Here is a 14,118-nt window from a genome sequence, read left to right on the forward strand (position 1 = left end):
TTCCCCACCAATCCAACCAACCAGCCACCGTAAGAACCGATGAAAGCCACAGCCCCCGAAAAGTCCTCTTGCGCCCCGTCCATGGATATGCGATGTAAAGCCATTATGAATACCAAACCCACCTTGATTCCGGTTTTCTCCGCCCGCCGGGGCTTCGCGCTGGTCATCACGCTGACCCTTCTGGTGCTCCTGAGCATCCTGGCGCTGGGAATGCTCTCGCTTTCTTCCATCGCCCTGCGCTCCTCATCCCAGGACGATGGCATGGCGCAGGCCAAGGCGAATGCCCGCCTCGCCCTGATGGTCGCCATCGGCGAGCTACAGAAGGAAATGGGGCCGGACATGCGGGTCAGCGGCGAGTCGTCGATCCTCGACACCAATGAATCGACCGAAAGCATCGATGGCGTGGCACAGTCGCGCTGGCTCGGAAGCTACGATTCCTGGGGCACGTGGCTCAACGCCACCTATGCCCGCCCTGGCAGCGGCAGCCCGCTCAACATCCAGGACACCTATTCGAAAGGCCGCACCAACATGTTCCGCCGCTGGCTGCTCTCCCTGCCCCGGGGCATGGAGACGAACCTCGACGTCCCGCGCACGCTCGCCGGGATCGACCCATCGCGGCTCGCCCTGATGGTCGGCGAGGGCTCGCTCGGCACATCGCCCGATGCGGATGAGGTCACCAAAGCCTATCTCGTCGATGTCGGCACCAGGGGCAGGCACGCATGGTGGATCGGCGCCGAGAACCAGCGCGCGAAGGCCACGCTGGCAAAGAACCCCCGCAACCTTGCGGTCACCGACTGGGAATCCTCGCAGGGCGACACCGCCGAGGTTGGCGTGGGAACCCTGGATGGCCTGAAATTCCTCGATGACACACCGCAGCTTTCCGAACGCCTGGTGTCCAGCTCCACCCTTGAGGCCGCCGGTGCCGCCAAGGGCGACGCGCAGCAGCATTTCTTCGATATCACCACGCATGGCAAAGGCGTCATTACAAGTGTCCGCACCGGCCAGCTGAAAATGGATCTGAGCCTGCTTTTCGAAAAACCCAACAGCAACCTGCCCGAGCAATACAGGTTCAACGCAAGCGACATCCGCGAACCTTCGATCCGGCCGATGAGCCCGGAGCTGAGGAACAGGGCGATAATGCCCAACCGGCAGTTCGCCTCATGGACGAACATGCGGCATTTCTACCGCATGTACCGCACCTCCAGCGATGCCACACCCACGGAACAGGGCACCACCGGCTCCCTCGAATGGAAACGGGGCAAACCATCTTCCGCATACGCCGCTTCCAGCTCGGTCAAGATCTCCAACCCCCGCTGGAACGGATCGAACCATTACTGGCGCACACCAATCCTTGCGAAACTGACCCTGGTCTACAGCCTGCTGGCCAGGCCGGCCGCCGGCGGGAAATACGATTGCCTCCAATACTACAGCCCGGTCTTCACCTTCTGGAACCCCTACAACACCCAGCTGACCCTTCCTTCCGGCCAACTGTCATCTCCAGCAAGGCATACCGGATGTGGCCCACCAACTCGAAGTTCTACCTGAACGGTGTCTACAAGACGATGAACGGTTACGGCGAGGCCAAGAACTTCACCGCGGCGCTCACTTCCGGGGGATCCGGTGACATCGTTTTCCAGCCGGGCGAACTGAAGGTTTTCTCCATGAAACAGACCATCGACAGCAATGCGTCCGGCACGCGCATCGACACCGATCTTGTCCCCGGCTTCGACCCGAACGTGGTCGTGGGGGATGAGCGGAGGTGGAGGGTGGGATCAGCCACATCTTTCTCGGCGGCGGAGAGGCCGGGTGCCGCCTATGAGTTTTCCTGCGCCCAATGGGGCGGCGGGGTGAACATGGGGAACACGCCGGGCGCGATGTTCATCGAATCGAGGTTCGCGGGCGGATCGGGTGAATTGCCCCTGACCTACAGCAACGACTGGTTCCAGAGGGCTCCGCATCCCAGCGACCAGACCAACACCGCGATCACCCCGCCCGGTGCCAGCAACCTCGCCACATGGGCATTCGACGGCAACCCCAAGATCGTGGCCTACGCACAGATGGCGATCAAGGGACTCTTCGATTACGATTATCCCAGCATCGGCTGGAAGAAAGACTGGCGCAGCCGGAACTGGATCCAGGCCCCGCCGTTCTACTTCGGTAGCGGGATGTACATGTCTCTGGACGACACGATCGCCCACACCCAGCGTCTGGACTGCCCCTACATCGTGAACTTCGGGCCGACCACCACGTTCGGCATCAGCAAGATCATCGGGCAAATCGGCGACAAGGCGTTCCTCGGGCCGGCGGAACAGGTCACTTCCGCAGCCATGCTGGAGTTGCCCGCCGCACCGATCAGCAGCCTTGCCGGCTTTTCCAGCATGCGCATCAACCCCGGCTGGCTCAGGGCCGACCAACTCAGCCCCAACTTCATCGGCGGTTTCAGCGGGAACGGAAGCAGCGTGGCGAAATGCTCGCTGTATGCCGCCGAGAGCAAGCGTGTCGCCTACCAAAGCGGGGTGACCGGCCCGGGGATCGGGAACTCATTCATGCATCCCATGCTGCCACGCAACGATGTTTACAAGTTCATCGACAATTCCAAGAGCCGGGATGTCATCGACCGCACGAACCCAAGCATCACCGAGGAGGTGGACACGAAGGCCTACTGCGACTACTGGGACCATGTGTTCCTGCTCAATGACACGCTGTGGGACGATTACTTCGTCTCCTCGCTGGCAGACCAGCAGAGGCCGCCGGCGAGCGCGGCGTCCAGCCTGCTGGACAACATACGCAGGCTGGCCTCCGATGAGGATCTTTCCAACAGCCGCTATGTCCGGCACGAGACGGGCAGGTCGCTGGCCCAGATGGAAACAGAGCTTCAGGGTGCGGACGGCTACCTCAAGGCGGCCAGGCACCTGATGGTGGACGGCATGTTCAATGTCAACAGCACCTCGGTGGACGCCTGGTACGCGCTTTTCGCGGGGATCCGCGAGCGCAAGGCGGTTTACCGGGATGCGAACGGCAACCTGAAGGAGATCCAGGTGCCCAGCGGCAAGCGGATCGTTCTCACCCGCTTCAACACGGAGGTTTCCGATCAGGAAATGACCAATGCCACAAGCGGCGTAACCATGCCCGATGGCTCGAAAGGCTGGAGCGGCGTGCGTTTCCTCGATGACGATGAACTCCGCAAACTCGCGGAGGAATGCGTGAAGCAGGTGAAGCTGCGCGGGCCGTTCCTGAATTTTTCCGAATTCATCAACCGCCGCCTTTCCAATGACAAGCTCGGCATCATGGGTGCGCTCCAGAGCGCGATCGACTACGACGACGCCTCGCCGGAGTCCGGCTCGATCAACTACCGATTCAAGAGCGACCCCGCACTGAGGATCACGAAGTCCGACCTCGGTGTCGCCGCGACCGGGGATGTTTCGAAACGCTTCAGCACTCCGGAGGCCGCCGAGGGATCGCGTTTGGCGGGCATTCCCGGATACGTGATCCAGTCGGATCTGCTCAAGCCCATCTCCAACACCCTCTCGGTGCGCGACGACACCTTCCGCATCCGTGCCTACGGGGAGTCGCTCGATGCCAAGGGCAAGGTCGTCGCCCGCGCGTGGTGCGAGGCCATCGTGCAGCGCATGCCCGAGTATTACGATCCCTCGAACCCCGCCGAGACGCCTGTCCGGGAAATGGGCAACGACGGTGCCTTCAAGGATTCCGGCAAGCTCAGCGGGGACAACCTGCGCTTCGGACGCCGGTTCGTGGTTGAAAGTTTCAGATGGCTCAACGAGAAAGAGGTCTGAGCTTTCTTCCCCATCAGCGCCCATGAAAAACTTCGCCATTTGCCTCTCCATCCTGACTTGCACGCTTATCCCATTGCCTGCCCAGCAGGATGAGGGTGAGCCTGCAAAAAAAACCAGGGGCAGGCAGGCATGGTTTGTCTACACCAGCATGCCGGAGGGTCTCGAGAATCCCGTCAGCGTCATGTCAGGCAAGGACATCAGCGAGATTCTCCTGTCCAAGCTTTCCGCCAGCGAGCCGGTGAAGATCCCGGCGGATGGCATCCTCCGCATCGTGCGCAGGATCGAGAACCCGAAAGACCCGGAAAAACCGGCGTATCTCACCCTCGCCCAAGCCAGCGTTCCCGAAACGGTGTCCGCCGCCATGATCATCCTCATGCCGGCCGCGAAGAATGCGGACGGCTTGCTCTTCCAGACGAAAGTCCAGGATCTGGCGGCCATGAAGGGAGGGGACACCATGTTCCTGAACATGACCAAGCTCCAGATTGGCATCGAGCTGGGTAGGGAGAAATTCCTCGTAACTCCGGGACAAGCGAAAATCCATAACCCCCTAGGAGCCAAAAAAACCGTCAGCCTGCCGATCCGCCTGAGCTTTTTCCATCCGGAGCGCAAGGAATGGGACATGATCACCGCCTCCACCGTCGCGCTCTATTCGACCCGACGGGAGCTTTGCATTTTCAATTGGGATTCGCGCTTCAACCGCGTGGATTTCGAGAGCATCACCTTTCCGATGATCGATTAGGGAGGCCATTGCATTCACGAAGCGCGACACGATCCTGAAACCATGAGAGCCCTGACCCGCAGCCTGGCGTTCGCATCCCTCGCCGTCTTCGTGCAGGCGGGGTTTGCGGAAGAAAAAAACAAGACCTGGACGGATCCCGGTCTGGTGGCGCAGGAAGATCCGGATTTCCTGATCCAAGGCGAATACGCAGGTGAGGATTCCGGGGTTCAGGTGGTGGCGCTCGGGGATGGGAAGTTCGATGCCTATGTGCTCGAAGGCGGCCTGCCCGGGCTGGGATGGACGCCGGGAAAAGCACGCTCCGTCCTCAGGGGCAAGCGGGAGGCTGGGGACATCGTCTTCAAGGGCGAGAAGCTATCGGCGGCAATTTCCGAGGGGAAATTCCGTCTGATCGAAGGGGATGGCACGGTGCCCGCATCCCCGCGCATCGAGCGCAAAAGCCCAACGCTCGGAGCGCCTGCCCCGGAGGGGGCGGTGGTGCTTTTCGATGGCAGCTCCGCCGATGCATGGGAGAACGGGAAAATGGAGGACGGGTTTCTGTTGGCCACCGGCTGCACCAGCAAACAGGCCTTCAAAAGCTACAGGCTTCACCTTGAGTTCAGGACGCCCTACAAGCCCTCCGCGCGCGGCCAGGCACGTGGCAACAGCGGGATCTATCACAGCGGCCGCTATGAGACGCAGATCCTGGATTCCTTCGGCCTGGAGGGGAAAGACAACGAATGCGGCGGCATCTACTCGATCTCCAAGCCGCTCCTCAACATGTGCCTGCCGCCGCTCGCATGGCAGACGTATGATGTGGATTTCACCGCCGCGAAGTTCGATGCGGACGGCAAACGGACGGCATGGCCGCGCATCACCGTGAAGCTCAACGGCGTATTGGTCCACGAAGACCTGGAACTGAACAAGGACTTCACCACATCAGCGCCCAGCAGCAAGCCCCTGACCTCACCCGAAGGGCCGATTTTTCTCCAGAACCATGGCAACCCCGTCGTTTTCAGGAACATCTGGGTCGTGCCGGGAGAATGATGTGAGGAACCGCGATTGGGAAAGCGCGTCCGCAAGCGCCCCCGGTGGTCGGGAGGTTTTCCGCCATGCATTTCGCGATCGGAAAAATTGCGGCCCCCATTCAGTCCGGTGCCAGCCCTACCTGGGACTGGAAGTTCTCCAGCTGTGGGTCGTTGGTTGCCTTCATCTGTTGTTGGAGGGCTTTGGTCAGTGAGGCGGCTTTCTCGCTGCTTTCCCCAATCAGGTTTCGAAGGCAATCGGGATCGGTGCGGAGGTCATACAATTCCTGGGGCACACGGTTGTCGTAGAGTTTCACGCGGGCGGCGATGGCTGGATCGGATTTCGCGGCGGCTTTCATGGCCTTGTAGGTGAGGCCGGACATGGATTCGTTCTGGAAATAGGCTTTGCCGTCCGCCCAGCCGTTCCAGATGTAGAGGGATTCGCCGTCGTTGACGGCGCGCATGGGGAACGGCTTTCCGGAATACGGGGCGTTGATGGAGGTGAATGCCTTGTTGCGCTCCGGCTGCGCTTTCCCCTCAAGGATGGGGAGGATGGAGGAGCCGTCTGCGCCGGCGAGGTTTTCCAATCCGGCGGCGGCGAGGAAGGTGGGTGCGATGTCGATGCCGGAGACGAAGTGATCCCCATCGCGGGCACCGGGCTCCGCATGGCCGGGCCAGCGAACGATCCACGGGGTGGCGGTGGAGGCGAGGTAGCAGTTGGTCTTCGCGAAGGGCAGGGGCATGCCGTGGTCGGAGAGGAAAATCACGAGCGTGTTCCCCGTTAGGCCGGCCTTGTCGAGTTCCGCAAGGATGGCGCCGACGACATCGTCGGCGCGGCGGACGGAGGTGAAGTAGTCCGCGAGCTCGGTGCGGATGTCGGGGAGGTCGGGGAGGAAACCGGGGACGACGACCTCGTCCGGGGTGATGCGGCGGGAGGCTTCGGGGACGTCCTTGTAATCGCCCTTGCTGCCGGAGAAGGGACGGTGTGGATCGTGGGCGTTGGCCATGATGAAAAAGGGCTTCCCGGCTTCCTTTGCGGCCCCGATGGCATCGCGCATTGCGGCGGCGTAGGCTTGCGGATCGCGGCCGCTCCTCAGCTCGCGTTCGGTGCGGATGAGGTCGAAGGCGGCGTGGCGGGAGGGCACGACGTGGATTTCCTTTCCGAACAGGGCGTTGTAGTAGCCGCCTTGTTTCAGGGCTTCCGGAAGCGAGGGGACATCGGGCTTGATCCTGTCGAAGCCAAGCGCGCCGCTGCGGTGCGGATAGCGGCCTGTCATCCAGACGGCGCGGCAAGGCATGCAGATGGCGATGTTGACGAAGCCGCGGTCGAAGGCGGTGCCCTCGGCGGCGAGCTTGTCGATGTTCGGGGTGATGCCTTCGATGGTGCAGCCGAAGGCCCCGACCGAATCGCGGTTCATGTCATCTGCGGTGATGAAAAGGATGTTGGGCCGGTCCGCGCTGGCAGGGGCGATCATCAGCAGGGCAAGGAGGGTTCGGATGGTTTTCATGTTCAGTGGGATGCTGCGTCGCTGCGCGGGCGGTAGATGTCGTATTGGATTTCGGTGGCTGAGGCCGACGGCTTTGCCATGTGGCGGTAGCGCCAGGGGTTGTAGCCTTCCTTTTTCAGGTAGCTGATGAGAATGGCTCCGCGCCGTGCCCTCCAGGTCGGCTTCGGGCCGGCCTCGTAGCCGATGACGTATCCGTCCTTGCGGGCGGCGAACATGAGCACGTGGCCGCTTTTGAGGATGATGTCGCCCGGCAGCAGCTCGTCCCATGATACGGGATCGGAGATACCGGGCAGTTCGCGGGTATCATAATGGCGGTCAAGCCCCCAGCAGCGGGAGACGAAGCCGGAGCAGTCGATGCCGACGCTTTCGGAGCTGATGGCGGCGTTGTCGTTGCGAACTTTGTAGGTGTTGGCGATGTCACCCGCCTTTTTCCCCTCGCGCAGGCCTTGGAGGAAGCTTTCCGGGGTGTCGAAACCGCCCCATTTGTAGGCCATGCCCTTGGCCGGGACGCCGGGTTCCCACCAGCCGCGCGAGTCCCCTGTGTGGCTGGCAAGGGTTGTGTCCGGAGTGTGGACGGGGATGCCTGCGGAGTCCTTGCCGTGGCGGATGTGCCATTGCCTCGGCTGCCAATCCAGATCGGCGTATGTGACGGCGATGCGAAGCGCCTCTTCGGGCGTGTGCTTCGGGGCACATGCGGCGAGGGTCATGCAGACGATGCAGAGAGCGGCTTTCATTGGATGCCGCGCATTGCCTTCTGTTCGGCGATCCATTTCCGGTCGGCCTTGGAAAGCCTTGATTCATCGGTCTTGTAGCGCTCGCCACCGGGCTCGATGAGGATGAGGGTGCCGTTGGAGTAGGAGGCGAGTTTCGCGAAAACCTTGTTGCCCCTGTGACCCTCCCACTCGCGGTAGCCTTTTTTCTCAAGACCTTTCCGCCAGTCAGCGTAGGCGGCCTGCGAGGATGCGACGCCCTGTTTGATGAGACCCCAGTAGAAATCGGCGTCGCCGCGTTTGTAGCCGCGGTAGCGGGTGATGACCTCGCCGCTGGGATTGAGCATCAGTACGGAAGGGTGGCCGAGGATGCGGTAGCGTTTTTTCAGGCGCTTGACGTAGTTGCGCAGGTCGGTCTGGCGGGTGATCTTCTCGTCTAGGGAGAGTTCGGGATCGTTGACGGTGACGTTTGCATCGATACGCAGGCGGACGAGGTTTTCCCCGGCCCATTTGCCGAAATCCGGGGTGGCGAAGAGCTCGGCGGCGAGGGCTTTGCACATGGGGCTGCGGGCGGAATCGGTGAACCAGATCAGGATTGGCTTGCCCTCGCGGGCGGCGGTCTGGCGGGCGATGGTCTCGCTTTCCTCCCACGGCCCCTTCTTGGGTGCGGACATGAGGTTTTCCAGGCCCGGGATGCCGGCATCGGGGTTGTCGGGATCCGTGAAGGATATGTCCTCCTGGGGGGTGAAAGCGATGGACGCGGGGGTTTGGTTGCCGCCGGCTGGCCACGGGGAACCGGCATCCGTGGTCATGGGCGGGCCGACACCGGGAGGCGGGAGGGATTCCTTGATGTTGATGCCCTTGTCCGCGCAAGACGGGAAGGCCAGTGCGGCTGCAAGGCTGAGGGCGTGCTTCCCGGAAAGGCGCATGGGACTATTTTTTCAGACGGACGGGGGTTCCGCAAGAGGAACAGCGGAACCAGCTGAAGAGCAAAAGATGGATGCAAAGAGGGACGACGTAGCCGATGCCCTTGAAGTGGTGGGCTTTGACGTGCTTGAGGGCGGCCTTGTGCACGAAGAGCTTCTGGGTGCAGATGCGGCATTTTCCGGAAACGCCCCAGAACAGGTAGCCCAGGCCTGTGATGGGCAAGGCGATGGGAAAGGCGAGGAACCACTCGGGTATCGCCGGGAAGGTTTCCGGCATCTCGCGCGAGAGCAGGAGGAGCAGGGCTGCGATGACGGCGAGCGGCAGGTTCACGAGCAGGAGGAGGCTGAAAAACGCACCGGTGCGCAGGCTCCACGGGTGTGTGTGGAGGACTCCCCGGACGTAGCTGCGAGATTCGGGGTCCTTCCCGCGGTTGGTCTGCTCGCGCGGTGCGCGGATCAGGGACACCCTATCCTCCTCGTGGCCTTGCTTGGACTTCGGGATGCGCTTTTCGCCGGTTGTGGGAAGCCCCATCGGCTTTGCGGATGAGGCCTCGAAGTGGCGGCGGGCGGTGGTTTTCTCTATCGTTTCCATGTTCCCGGAGGAGCGGCGGGAGGGGACTTCCGTCCTCTGTGCGGCGGGATCATCCACGCGGACATCGAGGTCGCCTGAATAGCGGTTGAGCAGCAGCCCGGCGGGGATATCGGAAACGGCAAGGCCTTTCTCCATCATGATCCTGCCAGCCAGCGGGATCGCGTATGGCGAGCGTGAGAGCATTTCGGCAACCTCGCCGTTCGCCTCGTAATTGACAGGCACGGGCGAGGCGGATGTCTCACCCCCGGGCTCATCCACGGCGGCCGGCGGCGGTGCGCCGACAAGATCGGCGGCACCGGCGATCCATTTCTCTACGGTGGCGATCCCGGGCGGGCGCTTGCTTATCCCCAGGCTCTCGTTGGTGCGCCTGAGTTCTTCGACAAGATCCCCGGCATCCTGCGCGGCAAGGCTTTCGGCATGCTGGATCCCTGCGGCGGCAAGGAGTTGCAGTGAGGCTTCGCCGATCCCTTTGATTTCGTTGAGTGAGGCCATGGGCTTACTTTAGATCTTCGAGCATTTGCTGCAACTGGGCGAGCTTGGCTTTCCAGTCCCCGAGCCGCTGTTTTTCCTGCTCCACCACTTCAGGCGGGGCACGGTCCACGAAGGATGCGTTGCCGAGCTTGCCTTCGGCTTTCTTCACCTCGATGTGGATCTTCTCAATCTCCTTGGTGATGCGAGTGCGCTCTGCCTCGACATCGATCAGGCCTTCCATGGGCATGTAGGCCTCGCCGGAAGGGGTGACGGCGGCGGGGGTGCCTTTCGGGGCTTCGTAGGAATCATCCACTAGGATCTCCGTAGCGCCGGCGAGCAGGGCGAGGACGTTGAGTTCGGCGGAAAGCCATGGGGCGGCGCCTTTCATGATGAAGCGGACGTCCTTGCGGGAGCCGAGGTTGTATTCCGCCTTGAGGTTGCGCAGGCGGCCTGCGGTCTCGTAGATCGCGGTCGCATGTTTGTCGGCCGCGGAAATTTCTGCGGCGGAAAGCTCCGCGAGCAGTGCCTTTTCCGGGAGGATTTTCTGCATCAGGAACTCGCCTTGGGAAACGTAGTCCATGCGCTCGGAAAGCTCCTCGGTGACGTGAGGCATGTAGGGATGCAGCAGCTGGAGGTATCGGCTCATCGCGGCATCGAAAGTGCCGAGCGCGGCGGCGCGGGCTTCCGGGGTGGCGGATTCGCGGAGGTCGGCTTTCACCGCCTCCAGCCATTTGTCGCAGAAGTCGTTCCAGAGGAATTCGTAGAGGCGCTGGGCGATCTCGCCGAAACGGTATTCACCGTAAATGCCATCGAGATCCGCCTGGAGCTGGTCAAGCTTCGCCATGACCTGGATGTGATAGACCGGCAGGCCTTTCACGGATGGGAGCGGGGCGAACTCATTGCCGTCCATCTGGCGGAAGCGGCAGGCGTTGTAGAGCTTGTTGGCGAAGTTCCGGCCTTCCTCGACGGAGCTTTCGTCGAAACGGACATCGGCACCCACGGGCGCGATGCGCATCAGGCCGAAGCGCAGGCCGTCGGCTCCGAACTTGTCCATCAGGTCGATGGGATCGGGCGAGTTGCCGAGGGACTTGCTCATCTTGCGGCCTTTGAGGTCGCGGATGATGGAGGTGAAATAGACGTTCCTGAACGGGAGGCCGTCGGCGAAGCGGTAGCCGGCCATGATCATCCGCGCGACCCAGAAGAAGATGATGTCGGGGCCGGTGACGAGATCGGTGGTGGGGTAGAATTTTTTCAGTGTCTGCGAGTTTTCACCTACGTCAGACATCGTAGCAAACGGCCACAGCCACGAGGAGAACCAGGTGTCCATCACGTCCTCATCGCGTTCCCAATCGCCTTCTGTCGGCGGCTCGACGCCGACGTAGATGTCCCCGGCTTCGGCGTCCTTGGTTTCGAGTGACTCGGCGTTCTTGAGGTCGGTGAGCTTGTCCTTGCGATACCACACGGGGATCTGGTGCCCCCACCAGAGCTGGCGGCTGATGCACCAGTCCTGGAGGTTTTCCATCCAGTGGGCGTAGGTTTTCGCCCAGCGTCCGGGGCGGAAAGCGATTTCCCCGGAGGCAACGGCCTCGGTGGACTCCTTGATTTTCGGGTAGCGTAGGAACCACTGCATGGAGATGCGCGGCTCGATGGGCACGTCGGCGCGCTCGGAATAGCCGACGTTGTTCTCGTATTCCTCGACACCGAGGAGCAGGCCCATTTCCTCGAGCTTTGCGGCGGCCTTGCGACGGGCGACAAAGCGGTCTAGCCCGTCGAACTCCGGCATGGAGGGCATGTTCATCGTGCCGTCGGGATGGAGGACGTCGATGATCTCCAGCCCGTGCTTGAGGCCGATCTCGAAGTCCACCTTGTCGTGGGCCGGGGTGATTTTCAGCGCGCCGGTGCCGAACTCCAGATCCACCGCGTCGTCGCCGATGATGGGGATGAGCGCTTCCGGGAAGGGTCGTTTCACCATTTTCCCGATCCATTTGGCATACTTTGGGTGCTTCGGGTGGACGGCGATCGCAACATCTCCCATCAGCGTTTCCGGACGGGTGGTGGAGATGTGGATGAACTCGCCGGGGCTGTCGGCGAGCTCGTATTTCATGGTGAAAAGCTTGGAGCGCGAGGGCTTCATGATCACCTCCTCGTCGGATAGGGCGGTGAGGGAAACCGGGCACCAGTTGACCATCCGCTTGCCGCGGTAGATGAGGCCTTCGTTGAAAAGGTCGACGAACACCTGGCTGACCCAGCGGGTGTATTGCGGATCCATGGTGAAGCGCTCGCGCGACCAATCGCAGGAGCAGCCGAGGCGCTTGAGCTGCCTGATGATGATGTCGCCGTGCTTGTCCTTGAAATCCCAGACACGCTTGAGGAACTCGTCGCGGCCGAGGTCGCGGCGGGTCTTGCCCTCGCTTTCGCGCAGCTCGCGCTCGACCTTCGCCTGGGTGGCGATGCCTGCGTGGTCGGTGCCGGGGAGCCAGAGGACTTCCTTGCCTTTCTGCCGCGCACGGCGGGCGAGGATGTCCTGGATCGAGTTGTTGAGCACGTGGCCGAGGTGGAGGATGCCGGTGACGTTGGGCGGTGGGATGACGATGGCGTAGGCTTCCTTTTCGGAATGTTCATCGGCGCGGAAACACCCCGCCTCTTGCCATGCGGCATACCATTTTTCCTCCACGGCCTGCGGCTCGTAGGCTTTCGCTAACTCGGACATCGGGCGCGGATGTTCGGGGAGGGGCATTCCTTTGTCCAGCATGGAGCAAGGCGAAAGCCTTATCCGAAGGATGCGGGTGGAGGGGAAAAGCGAGACAGCCCCGGGAAGCCGGCCTAGGCAAGCAGGTCTTTCACCACATGCCCGTGGACATCGGTGAGGCGGAAATGGCGACCCTGGAACTTGTAGGTGAGGCGGGTGTGGTCGATGCCGAGCTGGTGGAGCATGGTGGCGTGGAAATCGTGCACGTGGACGGCGCCGGGGGTATCGCCGTCTTTCGATGGGTTGTCGATCCTGTTGCCGTCCGGACCGAGGATGTTGTAGCCGTAATCGTCGGTTGTGCCATAGGTGGTGCCGGCTTTCACGCCGCCGCCGGCCATCCATGCGGTGAAGCAGCGGGGGTGGTGATCGCGGCCGTAGTTGGTCTTGGTGAGCGTGCCCTGCGAATAGGCGGTTCGGCCGAACTCACCGCCCCAGACGACGAGGGTGTCCTCAAGCATGCCCCGGCGTTTCAGGTCTGTGATGAGGGCGGCGCAGCCCTGGTCGGTTTCCTTGCACTGGTTGCGGATGGCGGAGGGAAGGTTTCCGTGCTGATCCCAGCCGGGGTGGTAGAGCTGGATGAAACGGACGCCGCGCTCCGCGAGGCGGCGGGCGAGCAGGCAGTTCGCCGCAAAGGTGCCGGGCTTCTGGGAGTCCGGGCCGTAGAGATCCTTGGTTTCCTGGGTTTCGTCTGTGGTATCCGTGACCTCCGGGACGCTGGTCTGCATCCGGTAGGCCATTTCGTATTGGGAAATGCGGGTCTCGATCTCGGGGTCGAGCTCGTTGTGGAAGTCGATCCTGTTGAGTGCTGAGACCTTGTCCAGGAGGGCGCGGCGGCCGGACTGGCAGACGCCGTCGGGGTTTGTGAGGTAGAAAACCGCATCCTTTCCGGAGGAGAAACGCACGCCCTGGTAGCGGGAGTCCAGGAATCCTGTGCCCCAGAGGCGGGCATAGAGCGGCTGGTCGGTGGGTTTTTTCGTGGTGAGGACGACGAAGCCGGGGAGGTTCTCGTTGTCGGTGCCGAGGCCGTAGGTGACCCACGAGCCCAGCGAGGGGCGCCCGGCGATCTGGGAGCCGGTCTGGAAAAAGGTCATCGCCGGGTCGTGGTTGATCGCCTCGGTCCAGAGGGATTTCACGAAACAGAGGTCATCCACCACCTTGGCGGTGTGGGGCAGCAGCTCGCTGACCCATGCCCCGGATTTCCCGTGTTGGGCGAACTTGAACTGCGACCCGGCAAGCGGCAGGGAGGCCTGGTTGCCCGACATGCCGGTGAGGCGCTGGCCGTTTCGGACGTGATCCGGGAGTTGCTCGCCGTTGAGCTCGTTGAGCTTCGGCTTGTAATCGAAGAGATCCATGTGGGAGGGCCCCCCTGACATGAAAAGATAGATGACGCGCTTGGCCTTGGGCGCGTGGTCGGCGATCATTTTTTCGCCGACGGCTGCGGAGGACGCCGCGCGCAGGTTTTCCGGCAGCAGGGATGCGAGCGCTGCCCCGCCGATCCCGGTGGAGAGCTTCGAGAGGAAATGGCGGCGTGTTACTTCAAGCATGGGCAAGGGAGTTTGCGGCGCCGGGCTTGAGGCGCTTCCGGCGGTTGTGGTGGCAGGATCTGGCTATACACCTGATACGCATCG

At 62.3% G+C, this 14,118-nt stretch carries 10 protein-coding genes; 4 read left to right on the plus strand and 6 right to left on the minus strand.

Annotation, left to right across the window (positions count from 1 at the left end; genetic code table 11):
* Nucleotides 1–105: 105 nt before the first annotated feature.
* Genes HZ994_09820 through HZ994_09835 form a run of 4 tightly spaced genes read left to right on the plus strand, consistent with a single transcriptional unit; the run spans nt 106 to nt 5,556 of the window.
* A complete protein-coding gene (locus HZ994_09820) occupies nt 106–1,545 on the plus strand; it encodes a hypothetical protein (protein ID QTN32617.1) in 1,440 nt (479 codons plus the stop codon).
* Complete coding sequence (locus HZ994_09825; protein ID QTN32618.1) at nt 1,515–3,794, plus strand: hypothetical protein; 2,280 nt, start codon at nt 1,515–1,517, stop codon at nt 3,792–3,794. The genes HZ994_09820 and HZ994_09825 overlap by 31 nt, the downstream gene beginning before the upstream one ends.
* Before the next feature lie 22 nt (nt 3,795–3,816).
* Complete coding sequence (locus tag HZ994_09830) at nt 3,817–4,533, plus strand: hypothetical protein (GenBank protein QTN32619.1); 717 nt, start codon at nt 3,817–3,819, stop codon at nt 4,531–4,533.
* 42 nt (nt 4,534–4,575) lie between these two features.
* On the plus strand, nt 4,576–5,556 hold the full coding sequence (locus HZ994_09835; protein ID QTN32620.1) for a DUF1080 domain-containing protein: 981 nt from the start codon (nt 4,576–4,578) through the stop codon (nt 5,554–5,556).
* Between the two features lie 100 nt (nt 5,557–5,656).
* Here the strand turns inward: HZ994_09835 and HZ994_09840 are convergent, their stop codons facing one another.
* From HZ994_09840 to HZ994_09865, 6 genes are all read right to left on the minus strand, one after another.
* Complete coding sequence (locus HZ994_09840; GenBank protein QTN32621.1) at nt 5,657–7,042, minus strand: sulfatase; 1,386 nt, start codon at nt 7,040–7,042, stop codon at nt 5,657–5,659.
* Nucleotides 7,043–7,044: 2 nt separating this feature from the next.
* Nucleotides 7,045–7,776 (minus strand): hypothetical protein, encoded by a 732-nt coding sequence (locus tag HZ994_09845; protein QTN32622.1) that lies wholly within the window; start codon nt 7,774–7,776, stop codon nt 7,045–7,047.
* Nucleotides 7,773–8,681, minus strand: coding sequence for a thioredoxin family protein (locus HZ994_09850; protein QTN32623.1), 909 nt, complete (start codon nt 8,679–8,681; stop codon nt 7,773–7,775). The genes HZ994_09845 and HZ994_09850 overlap by 4 nt, the downstream gene beginning before the upstream one ends.
* 4 nt (nt 8,682–8,685) lie before the next feature.
* A complete protein-coding gene (locus HZ994_09855; protein QTN32624.1) occupies nt 8,686–9,762 on the minus strand; it encodes a DUF4332 domain-containing protein in 1,077 nt (358 codons plus the stop codon).
* 4 nt (nt 9,763–9,766) lie between these two features.
* Nucleotides 9,767–12,451 carry a valine--tRNA ligase gene (locus HZ994_09860; protein QTN32625.1) on the minus strand — a complete coding sequence of 895 codons (2,685 nt, stop codon included), beginning with the start codon at nt 12,449–12,451 and terminating at the stop codon, nt 9,767–9,769.
* Nucleotides 12,452–12,564: 113 nt separating this feature from the next.
* Entirely contained in the window at nt 12,565–14,034 is a 1,470-nt protein-coding gene (locus HZ994_09865) for a DUF1501 domain-containing protein (protein ID QTN32626.1), read from the minus strand.
* Nucleotides 14,035–14,118: the final 84 nt, after the last annotated feature.

The sequence above is a fragment of the Akkermansiaceae bacterium genome (genome assembly GCA_017798145.1).
GTDB lineage: Bacteria > Verrucomicrobiota > Verrucomicrobiia > Verrucomicrobiales > Akkermansiaceae > Luteolibacter.